Source organism: Paenibacillus silvae, assembly GCF_014639235.1.
Lineage (GTDB): Bacteria > Bacillota > Bacilli > Paenibacillales > Paenibacillaceae > Paenibacillus > Paenibacillus silvae.
The window spans coordinates 375,117-400,635 of sequence record NZ_BMFU01000004.1 but is presented as its reverse complement, the minus strand read 5'-3'; the positions used below and the strand labels follow the sequence as shown (position 1 = coordinate 400,635).

Below are 25,519 nucleotides of genomic sequence, written 5' to 3'. Positions count from 1 at the left end.
CCTCCAGGCTCTCTGACAAATTACGAGGTCACAGACAGGGTATTCAGATAATTCAATGCATCATCAAGTGTGCTGACAGGCACAAGTTTCATGCTGGTGTGAATTTGTTTGGCCTTGGCTTCGGCTTCCTTGTAATTATCTTTGGGAACAAAGAATATTTCAGCCTTTTTACGGTCAGCGGCTACAATTTTATGCTGCACACCACCAATCGCTCCTACCACACCATCCTTCGTAATCGTGCCGGTGCCTGCAATTCGATGCCCTTTTGTCAGATCACCCGGAGTCAGCTGATTATAGATTTCCAGTGTAAACATCAGCCCGGCAGAAGGGCCGCCCACTTGGGTGCTTGTAAATGTAATCTGTTTATTCGGATCTTCAGGTTTGACCTTCTGCACAGCCCCGATCATCACACCGAGCCCTGGCCGTGTTTTTCCTGTCTGACTGTCCTTGACCTGAACCAGCGTCACATCCTTGCTGATCGTCTCACCGCCGCGTTCCAGCTGCATCTCCACCGTATCTCCGGCCTTTTTCCCCTTGAGCTGTTCAGCCAAAGCCGTATTATCCGGCGTCGCTGTGCCGTCTACACCCAGAATAATATCTCCAGGCTCAATATCCCCATCCGGTTTCGGATTTTCCGAAAGCCCGAATACAAAGATGTGCTCCGGCACGATAGAATAGGCGATCCCCGCCTTCTCATATGCGGCTTCCATGGCAGAGGATTGTGAATCACTCATGAACCACACCTGTTCAGCCGAGTATTCGGCCTCGCTTTTACCGCGAAGACGATCCTCCTTTTTATCCACTTGTGCATTTTTATCAAACAACGAGGTCCCTAGCAAAAATAAATTTGCATAAGTCGCCGATACGGTTGTCATCATGAAAACGCCGCGTTCATCCTTGTCACCGTTCTTCACGGTAACCATCGGTTTAACTTCATCCGCGCTGCCAGGTGTATATATGATATACGGCGTTGGCATATACACGGTAAGATAGACGATCAGAGCCACCGCGATCACATAGATCGAAGCTCTGAAACCGCCCGTTTTGCGGATTCGATTCATCCTATGAGCCTCCGTTCCATCTCCCCAAGATATGCTTGCGTGTCACTGTTTAGCCCATCTTATTTTCTGATTTAATGTGGTTATCATTCTAACACCTTGGCGTTCCTGCATACAATGGTACAGGCTGGATCGGCCGCTGCTTCATAGCTGTCTGTCTGGTCAAGGCCGAGCCGTTTACGGACGTGCTTCGGCCGTCCACAATAATGTCAATGCCGCTAAAGGCCTATTCAATAAAGAGGTGAGACCATGGCCGTATCCAGTGAGGTTCGCAGCTCAGGTGTATTACGTACCCTGATTCTGAGCAGCAGTGCATTCATGCTCGTTATTGCAGTAGTCGCCTCTCCCAAAGAAGCATTTGACGCCTCCATTCAAGGACTCGACATCTGGTGGAAAATCGTTTTTCCAGCCATGCTGCCGTTCCTGATGCTGTCGCAAATGCTGACTGCCTTTGGCTTCACCCATGCCATCGGGGTGATGCTTGAACCCTTAATGCAGCGTGTGTTCAAGCTCCCTGGCCATGCAGGTTTCGCTCTTGCAGTAGGTATGTGCGGGGGCTTCCCGGCAGCAGCAGATGCCGTTTCCCGTCTGGTTCAGGATAAACAAATGACCGCCAGACAGGCGGTTATCGTAGTTGCTGCAGCTCATTTTGCTAATCCGATGATGATTCTGCTCGTCATAGGGGGAGCTTTTCTCCATCTGCCTGCCGCCGGGTATTTCCTGCTAATGATACACTGGATTAGCGGCTGGATTGCGGCCGCAGCAGCGGTGCGATTCCATCCAGCCGCTCGCAATGGCAGCCTCGCGTCAGACTCAACGACCACTTCGATATCAGTCCTTGGATCAACCCGTGAACAATCTCAGTCACCCCGCAGGCCAAGTTTAATCTCCCGCATGCTGCAGGCAGCTCGAGAAGCGCACAGCCGCGATGCACGGGGGTTCGGCAAATTGCTTGGTGACACCGTATCCCAGGCGGTACAGACGTTGATGTTAACCGGAGGATACATTATCGTTTTTGCCGTATTCATCCGACTGCTTTCTCTTTATCTGACCCCTGGCATTTCAGCGGCGCTGTGGTCATCTGTTCTTGAACTTCACCTGGGTACATATCAGATTAGCAAAACAGACCTGGACTCCGCCATGCTGATGGCCCTTCTGGCTGCCGCACTCGGCTGGGGTGGCGTCTGCTCGCATTTACAAGTGACCTCCATCCTGAGAACAGCCATTCCCGGGCGCCAATCCATACTGTATTTTATACTCGTTCGGCTGGCACATGCCATGATCGCATTTGGCCTTGCACTCTCGTTATGGAAACCATTCAGCCAATATTCCACAGAAGCCTGGGCTGCTTGGCAGACCACTGCAGCTCGTGAGTCACACCCTTTGCTGTTACAGTCGTTCATACCTGCTTATGACACCACCAGTACAATCCAGATCATCTGGAGCACCTTCCCTGCCGCAGCCGCAAGCCTCGGCTTGCTTCTTGCCATTATGATTAGCCTGTCAGGTATGCTCCTGTGGTTTACCCGCCGCTCTTCTCGCTGATTTTCTGACGAAGTGCTGCCTCCACCTCAGGTGATACCAGATCGGTAACGTCCCCGTTATAGTGAGCAATTTCTTTCACAATGCTGGAGCTGAGATATGAATATTTCGGATTGGTCATCATAAAAATCGTTTCCGCATCCGGGTTCAGCTTGCTGTTGGTGGAAGCAAGCATCAGCTCATACTCAAAATCCGTCACAGAGCGAATACCGCGAACGATGACCTGAGCTTCCTTTTGCCGCACATAATTAGCCGTCAGATCACGGAAGCTGTCCACCTCCACGTTTGGCAGGTCGCTGGTTACCGTTCGAATCAGTTCCTTGCGCTCCTCTACGGTGAAGAGTGGATTTTTACTCATATTGTTCAATACAGCCACGATCACACGGTCAAACTGCTTCGATGCTCTCGCAATAATATCCAGATGCCCCATCGTTACGGGATCAAAGCTGCCTGGATATACGGCAATACGTTCCTTGCGCTGGATCATTTCATTCATGAGGAGCCTCCTCTTCTATGCTGCTGTTTGCGTTACCCTCTGAAGCATTCGGTACATATAAGTAGATGGATACAGCCGTCTCCCCATACACCGCTTTACGTGTTTGCTCAAACGGCCCAAATTGCTCAGGGTACTCATGTTTGGACTCGTATTCGAGCACGATGGTTGCATCCGGTGCAAGCAGCTCCAGCTCATGCATCGTTAACATCAGTTCATGTCCATTTTTCATACGATACGGTGGATCGAGAAACACCAGCTCAAAAGCGGTGTTCCGCTTTGCCAGCGCCTTGAGCGCCCGACCTGCATCGTTACGATATACAGCCGCCTGATCCTCCAGCTTCGTGGCCTTTAGATTCGCGCGGATCACCTCAATACTTTTCGGTTCAAGATCAACAAAAACAGCCTTGTCCATGCCCCGGCTCAGCGCCTCGATCCCGAGACCTCCACTGCCTGCAAACAGATCCAATGCTGTTCCACCCTCGAAATAAGGGCCGATCATGCTAAACAACGCTTCCTTCACCTTATCAGTGGTCGGTCGCGTACCTGTGCCGGGAACAGCCTTCAGCGGCCTGCCCTTCGCACTTCCAGATACCACTCTCACGAATGAGTCACCTTTTCTCTCTATGTAAGTTTATTGATAAAGCTATCGTACCACAATCAGGTTCGGTTTGAAAAATACTGTTGACCAATATGTATAAAAAGGAAAGCCTTGGGCCATTCTATAATTATCGACATCACAAGTGTCGTAGACAACCGCGGAGAAGACTTACGTTTCCCCATAAGCTCTTCATCCGGTTTCTCCTCTCCCATGAAAAAGAAGCTCTCGAAAGAGGGCTTCTTTTTGTTGTAGGAATGTTGAAAAAAAGTATCTTCCATTCGATTATTTGATCTAAAACAAAGGCGAATTTCGTTATTGAGGTGCAAATTGGTCTTATCAAGCATTCTGTTAGAGGTTCCAATCAAATAAACCATCCTTTTATGATATCAAGCAAATTATATCCATACTCTTCAAGCATTAAACTTACCACGTGTAATCCCAGAAATAAAAAGAGTAAACCGCAAAAAAGGCAAACGAGAATAGAATCAAATGCACTAGAAGTACCATAATGCTGCCCGCAGTGAGGACATACATAAGCACTTGTTGAAATCGTTTTTCCGCATGATTCACAACTCATTAATTTACTAGTCGGTTTAAACTTATCAACAATATTCATAACCGCCATATAAAGGAACATAAAAGCTAAAAAAAACATTGCCAAGAGACATAATATACCGATTCCAGCCCCAAATACATCACTCAAGCTATCCATATTCCCCCCTAAACTCTTTATGTAATTGTATAAAAACTATTTTATTGTTTATCAAAGAAAATAGTAGATTTATGCATTTAAACTCAATGAGCGCTGTTGAAGTAGCAAGAATGAGACTTATCAATAACCCTAGAATAAGTCCGGCTTCACAATGAAAAAAGTCTTTTGATTATAGAAATATCTTTTGATCTATTCTAAAAAGAAGCTCTCAAAAGAGAGCTCTTTTCGTGTTGTATTTCATTTCACATCCGTATACTTCTCTTCAAATCCTCCCAGCTCTGCTTGCTCTTCCGTCTGCAGCCACCCAATCTCTTTAAGCCACATCCCCATATCAGCAATAAATCCATCGGTATCCAGACCATCAATCTTGTACTTCTTCATCTTTTCACCCAAAAATGTATAAAACGCATGGCTCAAGGCATGTCGCTGTTTGCTTACGCTCCAGGTCTTATAACGGTCTTCACTGACCGTCAGATCGAAGTAGATCACCCTTTCAGCCTTTACGTGCCTGACGCTGGATTTACGTCCATATTCATCAGGCAGGCAGCGGAATACGAAGTACAATTCAATATCACACAGAGCATACTTCTCGGCCGCTCTTTCAAAAACGGGCTGTAATTCATCCGATAGCTCCGCAACCTTGGTCAGCCCTGACGTATCTGTTGTTTTGCCCAGAATCACAGCGTGCCCTCCTTATTCACTGCAATGCAGCTGATTCCCGTTTAATGCGCTCTCTGTGCTTTCTATTCGAAATCCGCAAATTCCTTAATGGTATGATAAGCAAGACAGCCGGTAAGATTGTAGAAGTCGACCACGACTTAATGTTATAAAAAACAATAACGATCAAAGCAAGCCAAGTCATTATTTCTATAATTTCGTATTTCGTCAACGTCACTTTAAACCCTTTTTTGGATATCAAACGGATTAAAAAATAAGCAAGCAAACTATAAAAAGCTAACATGCCGAGCAAAGCAAGAGCAACCAAGAAAATCATCATTCTGTATCACTCAATTCTCATTATTTTCCTTAATTTTACTACAGAAGCAGAGATATGTCTCTTCAAGCTGGTTGGCCTTGCTCTGGACCGCGCGAACACTCGTCACTTTGCATCTATGTTTCAATTCTATTCAGTGCTTTACTTTTCTTCCGTTACCACGGTTGCATTATAGATCACAATACGTTTGCCGTTCAGATCAAACAGCACCTTGTTTCCATACTCGGTATCCTGCACATCGATCTTGCCTTCATAGGTCTGGATCAGCTCACCTGAGCTGCTGTACACCTTCACTACACGCTCCAGTCCTCCGGCATTATTGGATCTCATCGTTTTGAGTGCGCGCTCACCAGAAGCGGTGTTGAAATACCAGATAAATGATCCAACAATAATGCCCAGAACGGCCAGCACCGTCAGCCACATCCCCGTTTTTGCTTTTCTGCTCATCCTGTCCCCTCCTCCATCTCTTTGTTTATGTACATTACGAGAACCGAACGAGAACGGTTTCAATCATACCTATGCTCCGTTGCCTGCCTCAATCTTCTACCCTCTCCTTTATTCAAAATAAAACAAAACAGAGGCCCTCATCATTGAGGAGCCTCTGCTTTGGCTTTTGCTGTAAACTATGGCTTACAGATTTGAAATATAAGTCTGCGCACCAAGTTTAAATTAACCTTCTCTTACAATGAACGGATGACAAATTGGAAGCTCAGCTCACCATTGGAAGGGATTTGGTATTCCGGATGCACCGGAGCGCCCCAGCTGTCATCACCGCCAACACCCATTTGTTTACCGGCTACCGTAACAACTGTGTAATGCACTGGTGGCAACTCATACACATGCTGCGCATTTTCCAGCTCAAACGCTGTATAAGGTGACACATTCAGTTCAACCGGCGAGCCGGAAGCTTCGATCTTGAACCCGCGTCCGGCATTGTCCGTCAGCTTGGCCCAACGTACGCCTGTACGGTTACCCGACTCTTGTGGTACAAGATAAGGAGCCATAGTATCCGCTACTTTGCTGCCATGGATGCCCAGACGTGCACCGAATGCACGATCGGAGTAGTTCTCCTCGGGCCCCATCGCCAGCCATTCCACATTTTCATAGTCCGGAGACGTTCTGAACGAAAGCGCGTGGATTGGCAGGTTTGGTAAGCCCTCAGTGCCTTTGTACGTGTTATGCACATGCACACTGCCATCGGCAAGCACGGTATAAATCACTTTCACCTCTACATCTGCGGAGATGTTGAGCTTGTAGGTGAATTCAATGCGGTATTGATCCGGTTTCTGTTCATGCTTCCATTCTACACAGCGCGGCAGCAGGCTGGCAGCAAACCATGCACCAAGCTCAAAGCCCATCGCTGTACCTTTGTCATTGTCTGTCGTTGCACGCCAGAACAGTGGTGCCGGCGGGATCGCAATCGTTTCGCGTCCAGAGAATTTCAGGGATACCAGTGTACCAAATTGCTTGGAGAACAAAGCATGGGTTTGACCAACGCGAACGCCGATGTTTACGTCACCTTCAACCACGTGGATATCGCTCACCAGATTTTCATCTACAGCCGCAGCTGCTTGGCTGCCTTCTTGTGTAAAAATAAACTGGCCAAATGCCACTTCATCACCTTTGTCCGCCCACAGCGTTGCTTCTTTAAGCACAAACGCTACGTTGACAGCATATTCGCCGCCTTCAAGAGCTTTTGCATTCAAAGGAAGCTCTACTACGCTTTCACTTTCCGCAGCAACATTTACATCCAGTGTGCCGCGCAATACTTCGTGCCCTTCACGCTCCAGGCTGTACACCAGTTCAAGCGCAGATGTATCTGCGAACAGGTTCTGATTTACAATTTTAACACTGTCATGACTTGGGAAGAGCTTGATATTCTGATACAGGAATTTAACCTCCTGCATTTTAGCCGTCACTTTACGATCTGCATGAACAATGCCGTTGCCGCAGAAGGAATAATCCGATGGACGATCTCCAAAGTCTCCGCCATATGCCAAATATTCTTTGCCATAACGATCCTTTTTGTAGATGGACTGGTCGATGTAGTCCCAGATAAAGCCACCCTGATACATCGGGTACTTGTCTTCGAGTTCCGTGTATTTATGCATACCGCCAATAGAGTTACCCATCGCGTGCATGTATTCACAGCTGATATATGGCTTGGTCGGGTTATCGTTCAGGAATTCCTCGATGTCAGCCGGCTTCGCATACATCCGGGATTCCATGTCACTTGTGTCATTGAAACGACGGTCGTGGAATACACCTTCGTAATGAACCATCCGTGTCGGATCAGCCTCTTTGAAGTATTGGGATACTTTGTAGATCACTTCACCGCCGTGAGATTCGTTACCGCAGGACCAGATCAGAATCGACGGATGGTTTTTGTCACGCTCTACCATCGAGATTGCACGATCCATAACAATGTCGTGCCACTCCGGCTTGTCGCCAGGGATTACCCAAGAGGGCTCAACAGCACCAAGCTTCTGCCAGGAGCCGTGTGTTTCCAGGTTCATCTCGTCAATAACATACAAACCGTACTCGTCACACAGCTCATACCACAAGCTTTGGTTAGGATAGTGTGATGTACGTACCGCATTCATGTTGTTCTGCTTGATCGTACGAACATCCCACAGCATGTCTTCCTTCGTAATTGCACGACCACGACGAGGGTTGAATTCGTGACGGTTAACCCCTTTGAACACAATGCGTTTGCCGTTGATATGCATAACCTTGTCGATCATTTCGAATTTACGGAAACCAACCGCTTGCGGAACAACCTCTACAAGGTTGCCTGCTGCATCATATACACGGATGTATAGGCGGTACAGATACGGAATCTCGGCACTCCAAAGGTTAACTTGGCCAATTTCTTCACGAAGCTGTACCAGCCCATTGCCCACTTCATTAGCCCCAAAAGTTTTAACCGTATTGCCGTGCTTGTCCCGAAGCTCGGCTTCGACACGTGCACCCGCAGCTGCTTTGCCTTCAAGTTTCAGATCCAGCTCCAAGGTACCGTTTGTGTAAGACTTGTCCAGATCCGTCCGAACATGCACATCACGAATATGTGCTGCTGGCACGGTATACAGATATACGTCTCTGAAAATACCGGAGAAACGCCAGAAGTCCTGATCCTCCAGCCAGCTGCCTGTGCTGCGTTGATATACCTCAACCGCAAGTTTGTTCTCTCCATCCTGAAGGAACGGGGTCAGGTCAAAGTCAGACGGTGTGAAGCTGTCTTCGCCGTAACCGACAAACTGCCCGTTCAGCCATACATAAAATGCGGATTCCACACCTTGGAATGAAATATATACCGGATTCGCTTCCCAACCCGTTGGCAGATGGAAGGTGCGAATATAGCTGCCCACCGCATTTTTGTCTTGCGGCAGTGCAGGTGGACGAAGTTCATTCAGGCCATCCCACGGATACTGTGTATTTACATATTGAATCTGTCCGTAGCCCTGCAGCTGAATATGTCCTGGCACTTCAATATCATCCCAGCCTTCGCTGGAGTATTCCGAAGTGTAGAAAAGCTCAGGACGGCAATCCGGGCGAATGGAATAGTTGAATTTCCATGTTCCGTTCAGATCATATCGCATCGACATGGAAGCATTAGCAGCAGCCTCTTCCATCGTGTGGTAATAGCGGTGATCGGAGTATGCGTGCAGACGGTTCACCTCAAATACACTTACATCTCCCAACCAGTTGATATCTGCCTTTGTTGCTTTCATCGGCTCTCTCTCCCTCTTTAGAACGAATATCGTTTTGAGTTATTTCAAGCTTACAACAGAATGTACCTAATATTTGCTTTATACAAAAAAGACAGAGGTACGCCTGTACAGGCGTCCTCCCTTCTTTCCTGCATTCGTCCGTATGGACGTCATATGCGTTAACTTTATTTTACCGAACCAACCATACCTGCAACAAAGTGTTTCTGCATAATGAAGAACACGAGTGCTGTTGGAAGGGTTGCAATAACAACGGCTGTCATGATAACCCCATAGTCAGGAGCATAACCTGCGCCAAGGTTGGAAATCAACAACGGAATGGTTTGCTGATCAGGCGTTTGCAATACGATCAGCGGCCACAGGTAGTTGTTCCAGCTGCTCATGAACGTAATGATAGCGGCTGCTGCATAGGTTGTTTTCATCGTCGGCATATAGATTTTCAAGAAAATACCCAGTTCGCTCAGACCGTCAATACGTCCAGCCTCCAGCAAATCTTTCGGGAACATTTTGGTGTTCTGACGGAAGAAGAAGATCAGGAACGCTGTTGTGATGGTCGGCAGAATAACGGATCCCATCGTGTTGATACCGATTGCAGGTACCGTACTCGAAATGGTTGCAAACATGCGATAGAGCGGAATCATAATCGCTGCAAACGGGATCATCATCGACATGAGCAGGATGGTAAACACGATATCACGGGATTTCGTGCGATATACCTCAAAGCCGTAACCAGCCATGGAACCAATCAGCAAAGCCAGAACAGTGGAAATGATCGAGATAATCGCTGAATTGCCCAGTGCCTGAATCAGATTCGTGGAATCAAGCAGTTTGTTAATATTCTCAATCAAAGCAGAACCCGGCAGCAACGTGCCTTTCGTCACGTCTACCGATTTGTTTGTAGCGCTGACGATCATCCAGAAAAATGGGAAGATGGAAATAAAAGCGACGAGGGACAGGAAAACATATGTGAAAATGCGTTTTGCTCTTGATTTAGCCATTTTTATTATCACCTGCCACTTTAAACTGGATGATGGACAAAATAATGATCAGAATTACGATTGAATACGAAACGGTTGCTGCATAACCGAAGTCCGGTGAATATTTGAACGAAAGGTTGTAGATATATTGCGAGATCGACATGGTCGCATTACCCGGACCGCCTTTGGTAATATTCATAATTTCATCGAAGATTTGCAATGTACCAATCGTTGATGTAATGGACGTGAAGAGAATGATCGGTTTAAGCAATGGTACAGTAATTTTGAAAAATTGAGTGAATGCATTCGCTCCGTCAATCTTTGCTGCTTCGTAGATCGATTGGTCGATATTTTGCAGGGATGACAGATAGAAAATCATGTTATATCCGGTCCAACGCCAAGTAACGGCGATTATGATCGTAATTTTAGCCCAGAACGGGTCAGTAATCCATTGAATTGGTGTGCCGATAATGTGTAAACCCATCAAAGCCTGGTTCACCATACCATCCGGTGCAAACAAATATTTGAATACAACCGAGTATGCAACAAGTGAAGTTACACAAGGCAGAAAGATTGCAGTACGGAAAAAGCCCCGGAAACGCAGTGTGCTGTCATTCAGCAATACGGAAATGAACATACCGAGAATGATCATTAAAGGTACTTGAATGATCAAGTAAATAAACGTGTTCGATAACGCTGTACGGAACGTTGTATCCACGAGCAATCTTTTGTAGTTTGCAAGGCCCGAAAACTCAAGGTTGGCACCTTTGCCTGACTTGAATGATAAGAGCAGCGCTTGAATCATCGGATAGAAGTAGAAGGCTACAATTCCGACAACAGCCAGCAAAACAAAAGCCCATCCAGTCAAATTATTTTTCTTTTGGAGACTGTCTCCTGTATTTATGGCTTTCACAGTATGGCTCCTCTCTCTCCATGCAACATGGGTAGAACCTACAGAGCCTCTCGCCTTGTCCAGCTCGACTTGCGCCAGACAAGGGAGACGGCTCCGTTGTTTCCTTGGTTCTATAAGTTACCTTGGTTTTTTAGTTTAATTGTGCTTCTGCTTGTTTCTGTGCATCATTCAGAACGTCATCAAGTGATTTACCGTTCAGATATGCTTGCATCTCTACAACCAGAATATCTTCGATTGCATATGTGTTGCTGCCGTAGTTAACTTTTGGAATTTCTTTTGTCCAGTTAGCGAAATCAGCGAAGATTTTTTGACCGCTGAAGAACTCATCTGGTTTGTTGTATGCTTCACCATCAACAGCCGGCGTGTACGTACCGATTGCACCGATTTTAGTCAACAGATCTTGATACAGTTGTTTGTCGGAACCAAACGTTTTAGCCATGAAGTCAGCCGCTTGATCTGCACCAGGAACATTGTTCATGATATACCATGAGCTACCACCCAAGTTGGATGCGTGTACAGAGTTTGCTTGACCAGCCATTTTCGGCATTGGAGCTACAGCCCATTTACCGGCTTGGGAAGCTTCTTGACGAACGGATGGTGAGAACCAGTTACCTGTAGGAATTGTTGCTACGTCACCGTTGTTGGCGTTGGCAACGAATTGGCTCCAGTCGGAGTGCAATTTGACAATGTTAGCATCCATCATTTTTTTGTACGTTTCGAATGCTTCTTTCAATGCAGGATTGTTGTTCAGATCAGGTGTTTTACCGTCTTCAGCTGTGTACCATTTACCTGCAGTCTGGATCATCATACGGATGATACCCAGATCGTTCGGGTCAAGGGACAGAAGCTCTTTACCCGTTTTTGCTTTTACAGCTTCACCGATTTTGATGTAATCATCCCACGTGATATCTTGCAGGTCAGCAGCTTTGTAGCCTGCTTGTTCAAGCAAGTCTGTTCTGTAGTACAAACCAGCTACGCCGGAGTCAAACGGAATACCGTACTGTTTGCCTTCATAAGAAGTTGGTCCGATTTTGTAATCTGCGAAGTCAGATGCTTTGATTGTTGAAGACAAATCCTTGAACGCATCTGGATAAGCGCTCAGGAAGCTTTGTGCACGATAGTCTTCAATCAGAACTACGTTTGGCAGACCGCTGCTTGTTCCGGAGTTCAAGCCAGTGTTCAGCTTCTGAATGATCGCATCTTGAGCATTTTCAATGATGTTGATTTTCAGATCAGGGTTTTCTTTTTGATAAATAGCTTTCGCTTGCTCCAGAGCAGCGACGTTAAATGCTTTATCCCAAGCCCAGATCGTAATTTCATTTGTTTTCTCGCTGCCGCCACCGCTTGCAGCTTCTTTACCTCCACCGCCGGATGAACATGCGGACAACAGTAATACCGTTACGAGCATTAAAACCCACATTTTTTTCAAAACATTCAACTCCCCTTCGACCTCTTTGTTTGTAAATTTGTTTGCGTTTTCTGAAAGCGGTTGCTTTCGATGTATTCATCTTATCATTCCCATTTCTCCATTCGTTAGTAAAAATTTTGTGCAGATTTGTCTTCTTATTGCCACAATGAAAACCTTTACAGAAAACGGTTGCACTTAATTTAGCTTTTTGTACTTTCTTTTGATTTTGTATTATTTTGAGCTGAATATTTTACAACTATGCAGTCGTTCATACATTTGCATATGAAAAACCCCTCATCTGCAAACGGATCAAATGAGGGGTTTGTGTTATTTAAGATGAAGGGTTGTATAGTTTTTAACCTGTAATCAAAGGCAGCGTTACCGTTACTCGGGTCCCTTCGCCTACAGTGCTCATAATCGTTACCCCATATGGAGAACCATACAGGAGTTCTATGCGATCATGTACGTTCCGGATACCAATCCCGCTAAACAGCTGACGATTGTTCTGGGGATTAGGCAGTGCTCCTTCCATATTCAAGCCCTCAATGCCATCACCATTATCCATAATCTCACAGATAAGCGATTCTCCTGCACGGGACACCATGACATGAATGGTGCCCATTTCTTTTTTGATGAACCCGTGGAAAAAGGCATTTTCAATAAAAGGCTGAATCACCAGCTTGGGTACATGATAATGCGTACAATCCGGCGCTACATAGAAGGCCGCCTTGATGCGACCGCCGTAACGCACATGATTAATGAAGACATAGTTTTTCAAATTTTCAATTTCCTTCTCAACCGTAACGGTCTCGCTCACATCACTGATCGTATTCTGTAACAAGCCAATCAGCGCATTGATCGTCTCCGCAGCCCGGTCCTTATTGCCTTGCTGCACAAGAACTTTGATGGAAGCCAGCGTGTTATAGAGAAAATGCGGATTAATCTGACTCTGCAGTGCAGCAAGCTCAGCATTACGCTGCTCACGCTGTGTTTGCACAAGCTGATCCACGTAGTCATGAAGCTCATCTAACATATAATTGTACGCATGACCAAGCTGTCTGCTCTCGTAACTGCCGCTAACTGGAATATAGTTGTCCAGATCACTCTTCGTAATATTGGACATCTGTTTCACGAGTCTGCGCAGTGATTTCGTCATCTGGTTTGTAATCAGGAACACCAGCAGCAGAGCCCCGACAACAATCGCAGCACAGATCAGGGCTACCGTCTTCATATCGATGAGCTGCCCCATTGCAGACTCTTTATCAACAATATTCACCAGATAAAAACGGTAGAATGGCAAGTATTCAGATATGATAATGCTTTCCTGTCCCATTACACGTGCCGTAATGTTTTTAGGAGCATTTTCTTTTATCGTCTCGGCATATGATAACAATTCTGGCTGATTCGTGCCGATCCAGTCTTCCCGGTTTGAAGATACGATCTCTCCCTTTTCGTTCATAATGACTACATCATTGCCGCGACTCGTGAAATTAGCATAAAACTGACGGAATGCCTCTTCTCTCATCGTAATATACACCGTTCCGTACATACGGCTTCGTGTTCGGTCGGTCAATGCCTTCGTAGCGGAGATCATCTGCAGCTCGCCTTCATTGGTTTTACTCTGATAGTCGTCAAAAATCAATCTGCTCGGCGACTGAGCTGCCTCCTTCGTAATCTGCTCCTGCTTTAGCTCTTCTGCTGTTTTCTGAATATAGGAGGGATTGGTTGAGTAAGAGCGTCCATTCACACCCGCAATCGTAATGCCTACCTCATAAAAGTCAATGATCGATTGAACCCGCTTCATCGTTTCCCGCATATTATAATATGACTTGGACAAGGTGACTGAATCTCCGTCCCCTTCGGATAGAAACCCGCGTATCGCACCGCTCTGAGCTACGTTATTGGTCACCGCAGCAATCGAGTCGTTAAAAGCATCAAAGTTCGTCTTGATCTGGCTGAGCACCTTGGAATTTGTGATGCTGAACGTCTCCGTAAAGAGGTTGGTGGACATATGAATTGTTGTCCATAGGATAAGAACAGAGACAAGTACAATACTGACGAGCATAACCAAAATCAGCTTGGGAAATAGTCCAAGACGAGCCAAGCCGCTGTACAACCATTTTTTCATGAATACATCTCATCCGTTTCCTTAGCCTTCATTTCTTTAAACTCGGGAGTTAAGCCCAGAATTTACGCCGGTATCGGCTGGGTGATAGTCCAGTGAATTTTTTGAACACTTTACAGAAGTAGCTGTGATCCGAGTATCCGACCATGCTGCTGATTTCGGATATTGTCACATCGTCTGAACGAAGCAGCTCCTCAGCCTTTTCAATGCGAATTTTATTCAAATATTCATTAAAGCCCTCTTTTTTGTGTGACGAGAAATAACTGGACAGATACGATGGGTTAAAATGGAAATGCTTCGCCACCTCGGACAGCCCCAGTGGTTGATCGTAATGCTCATGCATATAATCCAGCAGCATTTTCATATTAGGATCACTCCGTTTGCCACCTGAACCGGATACACATTCCTCAACCTCGTTCATGAACTGATCCAGCACCTGCATCACTTCGTTCAGACTTGACGCTCCATCGACGTTTTTGAAATACGTGTACTTGCTCTCTTCCAGTCCGGAGGATTGCACATCCATATCTGCCAGCGTAATCGTGACATTAAAGATCAGGTTGCCGAGAAAGGATTTGATCTCAAATACATCGGCTATATAATCCCGTCCAAGCGAAGCGGCATGATCACGTAAATATTCTCTGGCCGACTCCACCCGATTGCGTTTCACATGCTGCAAGAACATATTGACATTGAACTGATATCCTGCGGGATGCATCGGTGGAAGCTCGCCATCTACCAGAATCGCACGATCTGTATAATAGAAGCAGAACTCCATTAATTTAACCAGTCGCTCACGATAGATGTCACCCATCTTCTCAAATGAGCCAAACCTCTCGCTGAGTACCCACACTGCAGCGTGCTCACCAGTTCCCGTTTCTGACTCCTTAGCCCACTCCCGAATTTGTTCAACCATCTCTTCATCCTGTTCCGGTTTTACATTCAGCAGCAGGACAGGCAGACGGCTCTCCGCGGGCAAAACCGCGCAGCCAATCCCAGGCAGACGGCTCCGTAATTGGGCTTCAATCCGCTCATGTTCCTGATTCTTCAGTCCACTCTCAGGCTGGAAAGCGAACAGACGAAAGGAGCCTAACGGGAATGCTTCCCGCAGCTTCGGCATTTCATTGTCTTCATCCAGCGTAAAGCCGGATAGCATTTTCTCCATCAGTTGAACGATCCGATAGCCCTCATGTGAAGGCTCATAGTGAAGCTCGGGAATTTTGCCAGCCGTGCGTCTAAGTACTTCAAGCAGTTCGTTTGTGTCCAGCTTTGGCTTCAAAATATAGTCCGCTGCTCCATGCTGCAATGTTGATCGAACATACTCAAATTCACTGAAACTGCTCAGCACAATAACCTCTATCTGCGGATATGCCGCCTTGAGTGTGCGGACAAATGTTTCACCGTTCATAACAGGCATCACGATGTCGGTTATGACAATATCCGGTTTCAACAACTCCACCTGCTGCAAGCCCTCTTCGCCATTGGAAGCCTCTCCAACGATATTAAAGCCTTCGGCTTCCCAGTTCATATGGTGCTTTATACCTTGTCTAACCAGAAATTCATCGTCAACAATCAGCACCTTGCACAACCGGTTCATGATCGCGACCCCCCTGTCTTGTCTCTCACTCTATCTCTATACAGTTCAACCTTTGTTGTAGTCACAGCTTTCCCTTGTTAGCGGTTACATGAACATTATAATAATCGTACATCTTGTTATATCTCAAATCCTATGTTTAAGCAATAGTAACTACCTCTAGTGTACACTATATTTCGACAAAAAAAGAAGCCCCAAAGCGCCAGTACCTATTCAGGCGTTAAGGAACTTCTACCCTTATTCTGCTCTTTCCGGGTGCTGTAACCCGGTATTAAGGCTCTACTCCCCATTGCAGCTGATCAGCAACATAACCGGTTACTTTCGACCACTCTGTATATGAGGAAAGTGCATCTGCGAATGAATAATCATCCGTTTGATTATAGTTGGTCCAGTTGTCTTTGGAGAAACGGGTCTGAATCTCTGTACTCTGCCCCGCATTCAACGTTCCAGCCGAGGCTTTGAAGCCAATCTCCAGCACATGGTCCGCTCCAGGCAGCCCCGGTGTTAATGAGCTGAACGTACCCGTAACGTTGTTGTTCCCCACAGCAGCCCAGTCACAGAAGAAATTTTGCGGCTGAACGCCATTAATTGTGTAGTAGTATCTGATTTTCACATCCGACAGATTGAGTGGAGCGGTGCCAGTATTGGTCAGTCTGAATTTAGGATTGATGGAGCTGCTGGATGCGGCGGTTGTGCCGTTATACATCTCGATCCGAATTGTGCCACTTGGAATCACCACTGTTGTATCCTTGACGGTCAGATTCAGCGTTGCAGGATTGCCCGCACTGAACTGAAAAGTTAATGCGGCTGCCCCTTTTGGCAAAGTAGCCAGATACGCTTTATGAAGCACAACCTGATTGCCAGTTACACTATAGTCGGTTCCCGCTGCCAATATCGTATTTCCGTTGCGGATAGAGGTCAATGTATTGCCGTTGAGTGTCAACGCCACAGGAATATCAGCCTGATGATCGATGTTCAGATCAAACTGAGCCGTTACAGGGGTGATCGTCGAATTCGGTACTGGCGTAGTGCCGCCATTTCCGTTAACCGGGTCTGCATAGAGAATTCCCCGTCCATTTGTTCCAAGGTATACTCTGCCATATATACGCGGGTCGCCTGTAATAGTCGTTACACGCGCATATTGATGCTGATCATCGTTAATCCGTACCCAGCTTGCTCCGCCGTCGTCCGAACGGAAAAATCCTCGTGTCCCGTCAATCTGTGCCACGGTATATAAGGCAACAACATTTTGCCCCGGAGCTGCTTTACCAAAACCAATGCTGTCCGCTTCCTCCACATTTGCCAGCTTGGTAAAGGTTGCTCCCGAATCTGTGGAGTGCCACAAACCATATGGCCCATCTTCCTCATTACCACCTGCGAACCACAGCTCACCTTCTACACCCGGTACAGCATGAAGGTCTGCGTTGCCTTCCACTGGAAGACCTGCAGCTGGCGATACAGCGAATGAAGCTCCACCATTGGTACTCACATACACTTTACCGGCTGCGAAGCCATAGAATTTGTTCGGATTCACCCGATCGGAGATCACCTTGGCCTGTGCAGGAATTCCTGTGCTCGCCGTCCATGAATCACCGCTGGCAGAGTAAAATACTCCCCGGTCCGACGTGCTCCACACGATACGGTTGCCACTTGCCGAGATCGCAACAGTCCCGCCCCCTGTCGTGCCTGAAGGCTCAGCGCTTGCTTTGTACCATGTGCTGCCTCCGTCGCTGGATAGCCCTATGGATCTCGCATTTGGATCAACCGTGTAATCGGCTTTACCTACACGCACCATTGTATTCGGACTTAATTCAGCGAAATCAATGCTTTCCGTTGAAGGATAGTTCGGGTTCGTAAACATTGCAGCTGGAGCTTGGGTCAGATCATCATGGCGGAACCCGGCAATGTCGCCCAAAGCGCTGACCAGATTTGCTCCACTTGGAGGACTGATCAGATCAAGCACATTGGTTTCTTCAATGCCTTTGGCCATCACGGAGATATGAATCTTCTCATCCTGATCCCAATCGGTAAGGTTGTTCGTGCCGTAGATCGTCGCACCTGTTCCATACATCAGCCGATCTGAATCAAACGGATCAATCTCCAGCGCACTAATCATCCAGCCAAGTTTGGGTGTAATCTCAGGGGGTGCAGGATTAACGCCAAAGGTTAACCAAGGTGCTGCCGAAATATCCTGCGTATATCTGAATTTGCGGTCAGGATATCCTTCAAAATCCCAGATGCGTGTCCAGGTATCTCCACCATCCTTGCTTCGAAACAGGATGGCATCCGGCCACCAGGAATTCATCGTGGCTACCATAAGTGTACCGGGTTCCTGTGCATCAATAGCCAGGCCGCCATAACCGTAATAGTTATCCGAGCTGCTGCTCGGCACAGGGCTAATATTTTTCCATACCCCCGTCGCAGCGTTCAGCTTCCAGACCTCTCCCTTTGTACCGTCATAAGGTCCTGCACCATTGCTGTAGGTAATGTAAATATTTCCATCGACATCCAGCTTCCCATGGTGAGGCAGGTAACCTGTTGGCTGCCCGGGAACAGCTGTCCAGGTCAAACCTCCGTTTGTACTGCGATATATGCTTTCACTTTTATCCGCTACTCCAACATATATCGTCTGTGTCGCCTGTCCTGCCGAGCCGGTTGTTTTATCAAAAGTAATCCAGGCCAAACCAATAATATCACTGGTATATTCATTCCCCGGATTCTCTACATAGTTGCCCGGATTCGGGAAGCTGGTTACTTTGCTCCAGGTTACTCCATAATCAGTGCTTTTCCATAACCCATTGCCGCTGCGTGCCCCAAAATATAAAATCCGATGATCATTCGGGTCGATCGCCAAGCGTTCTCCCAATGAGCGACCAGGCATGTTTCCACCCACCTTGAAGGGCAATTCGGTCTGCTGCCATGTATCTCCCCGGTCTGTGGATCGAAAAATATACCCGTTATCCTGTACCCACGAGTTCGTATACGTGCCTACAGCCATGTACACACGATCCGGGTCCACCGGGTCCGTAGCGAGAGCATCTACCCCATTGTTGTTCCAGTCATCCCACCCGACAAAGTCGGTAAGCGGTTTCCAGCTGCTATCAGCCGGATTCCAGCGATACGCTCCACCAATGTCTGTCCGGGCATAGATCAGATCCTTCTCCGATTCGTTAAAAATGATTCCCGGTATATATCCCCCGCCTCCACCAGTAACAACATTTTTCCATTCGTAAGCTTCGCTTGGAGCCGCCGCCACAGTTCCAGACATGCCTATTCCACTCAATGAAGCCGTTACGATAGCCATACTTAAACCAATCATCCGCAGCTTCCTCATCCACGTTTTCATCTCAACATATCCTCCTTTTCATGGTTGAACATGTGCTGTAATCCGCTCTCTCCCCGCTGTCTCATCCTGATGATGCCGTTCCAGACGAATCCATAGAAGTTGCTTATTAAGGAAACATCACCTCCCTTCACATTTCGGTTAAGCGCTTACAAAACCTCTGCAAACAAAACCACAAAACAGTTTATTGTACAATAATTAACATTCGATGGAAAACGTTTTATCCCTTTCTTTTAAACTGCCTTTCAAAAATTTTTTTTGCTTCATATCCTTGTTTTCAGGCGCAAAAAAGGTGCTGCAGAAGCAGCACCTGAAATCTTCTTATGTTCAGCGTATTGCTTAACCTTTTCGCCCGTAAGCATGAGTTTCCTGCCCTTTCACACCAGGCTTCACCACGAATAGTGAACCTGCTTGCGGCGTTTCTTGCAATCTCTCTTCCTTGATCCCGATTCGTGCGGTAGTAATATAGAGCTCCTCCAAGTCGGGTCCGCCAAAACAACAGGAGGTCACCTGATCCGCAGGTACTTCAATCTGCTGTAACAGCTCCGAGGTTTCCGGGTTCCAGCGGGTAACTCTCCCTCCGCCCCAATGAGCAACCCATAACATTCCTTCAGCATCCACAGTCATGCCATCCGGGAACCCCATTTCTTCAGGAACGGAAATAATGCTGGTCCGATTCGAGATTGTGCCGGAAGCCAGATCAAAAGCAAAACGATCCACCGAACGTGTTGGCGTATCAATGTAATACATGAACTGACGATCCGGGCTCCAGCCGAGACCATTGGAAGTAGATACATGCTGCACCATCGTACGCACAGGCTGTCCTTCCTCCAGGCAATATAATGATCCGGCCTTTTGCTCGTTATTCAGGCTCATGGTGCCAGCCCAGAATCGTCCATTGGCGTCACATTTCCCATCATTGAATCGATTGGTCGTTTTATCCTGTTCCGGGTCGGCAATGGCCTGAAGTTCGCCTGTAATCAGATCATATGTATAAAATCCCGTACGAAGCGCAACGAGCACTTCGCTGCCGCGATACGGAACAACAGCCCCGACGTGCTCACCCACGTCATAGACCTGATCCTGACCCGTCGCTGGATCGAATGCATGCACCTTGAATCCTTCGATATCTACCCATAACAAACGGTTATTTTCTGCATCCCAGCTGGGGCCTTCTCCCAATAGTGCAGGGGTATCCACGACTACAGTTACTTTACTCATATCAACTCTCCTTGTTTTCAGGATTTCTTATTACCCGACCATTCAAATCCAATCACATCCAGAAACGCTTTGCTCAATATCATATGACCTGTAGCGTCCGGGTGCACTCTGTCATGTGTCAGCACCGATGTATAATAGTGATCCCAGAATGGTGCAAATGCGGCCTGTGTGTCCACAAACAGAGTCTCATATTCCGATGCTACCCTGCGAACTGCTGCTCCATATATGTCCATGGTAGCCCGCATCGGATCTTCCGGATTGGCTTCAAGATAATACGGTGTCATGAGCACAAGTCCCTTCACCTTCGGACGAACAGATGCCACCAGTTCACCCAGGGTGGCTTCATATTCATCGAGAAACACATGTGAATCTGAAAGCGGATGATCAAACTGGCGCCACACATCATTGATACCAATCATGATGGTCAACCAGTCCGGCTTCAGCTCCAGCACATCGCGCTCCCAGCGCTGCTTCAGATCACGGACTGTATTCCCGCTATTACCCACATTTTGTACCCGAAGCATCAATTCGGGATAAATAGACCGTAACAAGGCGTACACCTGTGCAACATATCCATGGCCCAGCCCCGAGCTTCCCTCCCCTACAGGATGTGAACGTCCGCAATCGGTAATGGAATCACCGATGAATAGAATCTTGTCGTTTTTATGCAATTTCATGAGTCTGAATCTCCTTCGCTTGATATGAGATCGATGAGTACGTACTCGGAGCGGGATCCGTTATTACCTTTCTTTCTTCTTGGGCAGCCAGCCTATCGTTACCAGCCTTGATTTTTAAGCCAGGTCAGGCACAGATCAGACCATACCCGAACTGTATCATCATTCTCAGCCAGGCCTAAGCCATGCGGCCCTTTCTCGAATACGTGCAGATCATAAGGGATACCGTGTTTACCCAAAGCAAGTGCGTAGCGCAAGCTATTTTCAACCGGAACAGCCTGATCGTTACTCGTATGCCAGATAAACGCTTCAGGAGCGTCTGCCTTGACCTGCTGCTCTGCACTAAAGGCCTGAATCTGTTTCTGTGTTGCATCTTCGCCCAGCAGATTTATTCTTGAACCCGAATGTCCATATGACTCCATCGTAATAACCGGATAACAGAGAATTACACGGTCTGGACGAGAGCTCTGCCGCTCGACAAAGTCCTCGTGGTCCGGTTGTCCTGCATCATATTGGGTACCCAGTGTAGCTGTTAAATGGCCCCCTGCCGAGAAACCTAACACCGCGATTTTGGACGGATTAATTCCGTATTGTGCTGCATTTGCTCTCACATAACGGATTGCACGCTGCCCGTCGGCCTTGGGAGCAGGATGTTGATGAGGAGCTACGCGATATTTAAGCACAAATGCACTGATACCTGCACGATTCAACAGTTCAGCAACAGAGGCACCCTCATGGTCTGCGAGAAAACCGTAACCGCCTCCAGGACACACAATGACAGCGCTCTCGGAACCGGGTTGAATAAAAGGAATCAGATGTGGCATTTCGTCTTCATGACCTGCAGCCGCATAAGGCGCTGCCTGATCCCACAATGGGATAATAGAACTCATGATATGGCTCATCCTCTCTCGTTAGCATGGAAATATATCCGTTTAATCGTTTTCGTTACTTGGATTCGATACCATCATAACGGGAACGGCATCATGCATCAATACCTTGCAGCATATCTTTTTGTTCAACCCGGCTCTAAATTAGTACAAGTTCCGAAACTGTTCCGGTGTTACCCCTTCAATCCGGCGAAAGGTGGCGACAAAATGACTGGCATCCCGAAATCCTGCCCGTATGGCGGTCTCTTTGATTGTCAGCTCTCTGCTGCCTGTCAGCAGCTCTTTGGATTTGCGTATTCGCAGCAAAATAAAATAACTGTACGCCGTCATGCCAAAGGACTGTTTGAACAGCGTGTTCAAATGTCTCGATGAAATTCCGGTAATGCATGCCATCTGCTCCAGTCCAATGTCGGGATCTTGATAATGCTGCTCCATAAAGGCGAGGAGCGGGGCAAGTCTGGCTACGGCTTGCGAGATCGAGGAGCGATTACCAATCATGCCATGTTTTTTGAGCAAAATCAGAAAACGGTACATGTCTGCTGACGCTTCAAGCCCGGATAAATCCTGATCACTGCCGATGGAATCCAGCACATGCCTGGCAAAATGATCGAGTGGACTGTCCATATCCCACTGCTGGAAAGCAGGTTCACCCAGACCAAGCGAATCGACAATTGCTGCACATTGCGATCCGTCAAAAGTAATGTAGATCGTCTCCCACTCCTTCTGAACACGGACGTACTCATGCGGCAGGTTGGGCGGGAGCAGAATACCTGCATTTTCACCGATTGTTGCCGAAGCCCCGGACAGTTTGAGTTCACCCGCTCCCTTCACCGTTTGCAGCCAGTGATAATACGGATAACCTGCAGGTCTGTATACTTTTTCCTGATTTCCGTTATACCCGATGCTCTCGATGTACAGCGGCAGCGACTGGTCCCGCGGGGTCATAAAATAACGTTGATGGCGGGGCGAAATGAGCATAAAAGCCTCCTTGAACAGAACTGCAATTAAAGCTTTATCCTCCATAATTGAGTTCCATATTCTTATATACGTTATCACTTTTGTTATATTTTAAAAGTCATATGTATCATATAGTATAGAATTATTCTTATACAAGAGGTGAGCGCGTTGATTAGCAGCAAACTGCCCAAAATGTTCTATGGAGGGGATTACAACCCTGAACAATGGGATCATGAGACCCACCTGGAGGACCTGCGTATGTTTAAACTGGCAGGTATTGATATCGCTACCATTAACGTTTTCTCCTGGGCGCTGATTCAGCCTGATGAAGTAACCTACAACTTTGAGTATCTGGACCAGCTCATTGATCGTCTTCATCAGAATGGAGTATACGTCTGCCTTGCGACAAGCACGGCTGCTCATCCGGCCTGGATGGCTAAAAAATACCCGGATGTGCTTCGTGTAGACACAGACGGGCGCAAACGCAAATTCGGCGGGCGGCATAACTCCTGCCCGAACAGTCCAACCTATCGCAAATACTCCGAGATCATCGCTGACAAGCTGGCAGCCCGTTACAAAGATCATCCCGCTGTGCTCGTGTGGCATATCTCCAACGAATACGGCGGCGAGTGTTACTGTGATAATTGTGAGAAGGCATTTCGTGTGTATCTCAAGAAACGTTATACGTCCATTGAACGGCTCAACAAAGCCTGGAACACCAACTTCTGGGGGCACACGTTTTACGATTGGGACGAGATTGTGCTTCCAAGCAATCTGAGCGAGCATTGGGGCCATAACAGCTCCTCGTTTCAGGGCATCTCTCTGGATTACTCCCGGTTTAACTCGGACAGTATGCTGGAATGTTATCTGCTGGAATACCATGCCATCAAAAAGCATATCCCCGACTCCGTCGTTACAACCAACCTGATGGGCTTTTTCAAACAGCTTGACTACTTCAAATGGGCCAAATATCTGGATATCGTCTCCTGGGACAGTTATCCGGGGCTTGCTACACCGGTAAGCTACACCGCGATGGCACATGATCTCATGCGTGGACTCAAGGATGGTCAGCCGTTTATGCTGATGGAACAGACACCAAGCCAGCAGAACTGGCAGCCTTACAATTCGTTGAAGCGTCCAGGTGTGATGCGGCTGTGGAGCTATCAATCCATCGCACATGGCGCGGATACGGTTATGTTCTTTCAGTTGCGTCGTTCAATCGGAGCCTGCGAGAAATATCACGGCGCTGTTATCGAACATGCCGGACATGAGAATACACGGGTGTTCCGCGAAGTAGCACAGCTAGGCAAGGAATTGCAGCTCCTGGGAGATACGACGCTTGATGCGGCAGTACAGTCCAAGGTAGCTATCGTATTTGACTGGGACAACTGGTGGGCTATCGAAAAATCAAGCGGACCGACCATTGCGTTGAAATATGTCGATCAGATTCACAAATATTATGCAGCCTTCTTCCGCCGTAACATTCAAGTGGATATCGTAAGTGTGGACACGGATATCAGCAGTTATGATCTTGTGCTTGCGCCTGTGTTATATATGGTCAAACCAGGCTTTGCTGCCAAGCTGGAGCAGTTTGTTGCCTCTGGCGGCACATTCCTGACCACTTTCTTCAGCGGCATCGTTAACGAGCATGATCTGGTGACCACAGGCGGTTATCCGGGCGAGCTGCGCAGCCTGCTTGGCATCTGGGTTGAAGAGATTGATGCGCTATTACCCGAGCAAAAGAACACGATCGTGCTGCAGGAAACATTCGGTTCACTTGAAGGCGTTTACGAATGTGGCATGTTATGTGATCTGCTGCACAGTGAAGGAGCAGATGTGATTGCCGAATACGGTGAAGACTTCTACAAAGGCATGCCTGCGCTTACCCGCAACAAATTCGGTCAAGGGGAAGCCTGGTATGTTGCCACAGACCCTGATGATCTGTTCCTTGACGGGTTGCTTGGTGAGCTTGCAGCAGCCAAACATATCAAACCTTTGCTGGAAACGCCGCAAGGTGTGGAGGTAAGCGCACGCACCAAGGATGGCAGCTCCTATCTGTTTGTCATGAATCATCATGCGTCTGCACAATCCTATGACCTGGGTGAAATCGCTGCTCGCGACCTGTTAACAGGTCAACATTATACAGGTGCTACCGAGATCGAAGCGCGCGGCGTGCACATATTGGAATGGACCACTTAACAAATGTTGTAGGAAATATAAGGTGCTTGTACTTTGCACCACCAAGGCTCTCCTCCTGAACAAACCAACAACCGGATGTCTGCAGGCAAGCAG

General features: G+C 47.4%; 19 protein-coding genes. 2 read left to right on the top strand and 17 right to left on the bottom strand.

Going from position 1 to position 25,519, the window contains the following annotated elements; translation table 11 throughout:
* Positions 1–20: 20 nt before the first annotated feature.
* Entirely contained in the window at positions 21–1,061 is a 1,041-nt protein-coding gene (locus IEW26_RS16100) for a SepM family pheromone-processing serine protease (RefSeq protein ID WP_188593105.1), read from the bottom strand.
* A 246-nt stretch (positions 1,062–1,307) separates the two neighbouring features.
* Between IEW26_RS16100 and IEW26_RS16095 the strand changes: the two genes are divergently transcribed.
* The gene (locus IEW26_RS16095; RefSeq protein WP_188593104.1) at positions 1,308–2,603 is read left to right on the top strand and encodes a nucleoside recognition domain-containing protein; all 1,296 of its coding nucleotides are present in this window, start codon (positions 1,308–1,310) and stop codon (positions 2,601–2,603) included.
* Here IEW26_RS16095 and coaD read toward each other — a convergent pair.
* From coaD to IEW26_RS16010, 16 genes are all read right to left on the bottom strand, one after another.
* On the bottom strand, positions 2,581–3,087 hold the full coding sequence (gene coaD / locus IEW26_RS16090; RefSeq protein ID WP_188593311.1) for a pantetheine-phosphate adenylyltransferase: 507 nt from the start codon (positions 3,085–3,087) through the stop codon (positions 2,581–2,583). The genes IEW26_RS16095 and coaD overlap by 23 nt on opposite strands.
* Position 3,088: 1 nt before the next feature.
* Positions 3,089–3,697 (bottom strand): 16S rRNA (guanine(966)-N(2))-methyltransferase RsmD, encoded by a 609-nt coding sequence (gene rsmD / locus IEW26_RS16085; RefSeq protein WP_145402808.1) that lies wholly within the window; start codon positions 3,695–3,697, stop codon positions 3,089–3,091.
* A gap of 358 nt (positions 3,698–4,055) precedes the next feature.
* Complete coding sequence (locus IEW26_RS16075) at positions 4,056–4,406, bottom strand: hypothetical protein (protein WP_229729887.1); 351 nt, start codon at positions 4,404–4,406, stop codon at positions 4,056–4,058.
* 237 nt (positions 4,407–4,643) lie between these two features.
* The gene (locus IEW26_RS16070; protein WP_188593102.1) at positions 4,644–5,087 is read right to left on the bottom strand and encodes an Imm44 family immunity protein; all 444 of its coding nucleotides are present in this window, start codon (positions 5,085–5,087) and stop codon (positions 4,644–4,646) included.
* A 454-nt stretch (positions 5,088–5,541) separates the two neighbouring features.
* Entirely contained in the window at positions 5,542–5,847 is a 306-nt protein-coding gene (locus IEW26_RS16065) for a hypothetical protein (RefSeq protein WP_090895865.1), read from the bottom strand.
* Between the two features lie 233 nt (positions 5,848–6,080).
* Positions 6,081–9,131, bottom strand: a complete 3,051-nt coding sequence (gene lacZ, locus IEW26_RS16060; RefSeq protein ID WP_188593101.1) for a beta-galactosidase, LacZ type — start codon at positions 9,129–9,131, stop codon at positions 6,081–6,083.
* 164 nt (positions 9,132–9,295) lie between these two features.
* Complete coding sequence (locus tag IEW26_RS16055; RefSeq protein ID WP_145402812.1) at positions 9,296–10,126, bottom strand: carbohydrate ABC transporter permease; 831 nt, start codon at positions 10,124–10,126, stop codon at positions 9,296–9,298.
* The gene (locus IEW26_RS16050; RefSeq protein ID WP_111269964.1) at positions 10,119–11,018 is read right to left on the bottom strand and encodes a carbohydrate ABC transporter permease; all 900 of its coding nucleotides are present in this window, start codon (positions 11,016–11,018) and stop codon (positions 10,119–10,121) included. The genes IEW26_RS16055 and IEW26_RS16050 overlap by 8 nt, the downstream gene beginning before the upstream one ends.
* A 130-nt stretch (positions 11,019–11,148) precedes the next feature.
* Positions 11,149–12,447: an extracellular solute-binding protein gene (locus tag IEW26_RS16045; RefSeq protein WP_167433980.1), complete on the bottom strand. Its 1,299-nt coding sequence runs from the start codon at positions 12,445–12,447 to the stop codon at positions 11,149–11,151.
* A gap of 334 nt (positions 12,448–12,781) precedes the next feature.
* Entirely contained in the window at positions 12,782–14,554 is a 1,773-nt protein-coding gene (locus IEW26_RS16040; protein WP_145402813.1) for a cache domain-containing sensor histidine kinase, read from the bottom strand.
* 49 nt (positions 14,555–14,603) lie between these two features.
* Positions 14,604–16,148: a response regulator transcription factor gene (locus IEW26_RS16035; protein ID WP_188593100.1), complete on the bottom strand. Its 1,545-nt coding sequence runs from the start codon at positions 16,146–16,148 to the stop codon at positions 14,604–14,606.
* A 268-nt stretch (positions 16,149–16,416) separates the two neighbouring features.
* Positions 16,417–19,491 (bottom strand): cellulose binding domain-containing protein, encoded by a 3,075-nt coding sequence (locus IEW26_RS16030; protein ID WP_229729886.1) that lies wholly within the window; start codon positions 19,489–19,491, stop codon positions 16,417–16,419.
* A gap of 336 nt (positions 19,492–19,827) precedes the next feature.
* Positions 19,828–20,709 (bottom strand): SMP-30/gluconolactonase/LRE family protein, encoded by an 882-nt coding sequence (locus IEW26_RS16025; protein WP_188593099.1) that lies wholly within the window; start codon positions 20,707–20,709, stop codon positions 19,828–19,830.
* A 17-nt stretch (positions 20,710–20,726) separates the two neighbouring features.
* Positions 20,727–21,386, bottom strand: coding sequence for an SGNH/GDSL hydrolase family protein (locus IEW26_RS16020; RefSeq protein WP_188593098.1), 660 nt, complete (start codon positions 21,384–21,386; stop codon positions 20,727–20,729).
* 98 nt (positions 21,387–21,484) lie between these two features.
* On the bottom strand, positions 21,485–22,273 hold the full coding sequence (locus IEW26_RS16015; RefSeq protein WP_188593097.1) for an alpha/beta hydrolase: 789 nt from the start codon (positions 22,271–22,273) through the stop codon (positions 21,485–21,487).
* Between the two features lie 141 nt (positions 22,274–22,414).
* Positions 22,415–23,248 carry an AraC family transcriptional regulator gene (locus IEW26_RS16010; RefSeq protein WP_188593096.1) on the bottom strand — a complete coding sequence of 278 codons (834 nt, stop codon included), beginning with the start codon at positions 23,246–23,248 and terminating at the stop codon, positions 22,415–22,417.
* A 147-nt stretch (positions 23,249–23,395) separates the two neighbouring features.
* On the opposite strand from IEW26_RS16010, the gene IEW26_RS16005 reads away from it, so the two are divergent.
* Positions 23,396–25,426 (top strand): beta-galactosidase, encoded by a 2,031-nt coding sequence (locus IEW26_RS16005; protein ID WP_188593095.1) that lies wholly within the window; start codon positions 23,396–23,398, stop codon positions 25,424–25,426.
* Positions 25,427–25,519 lie beyond the last annotated feature (93 nt).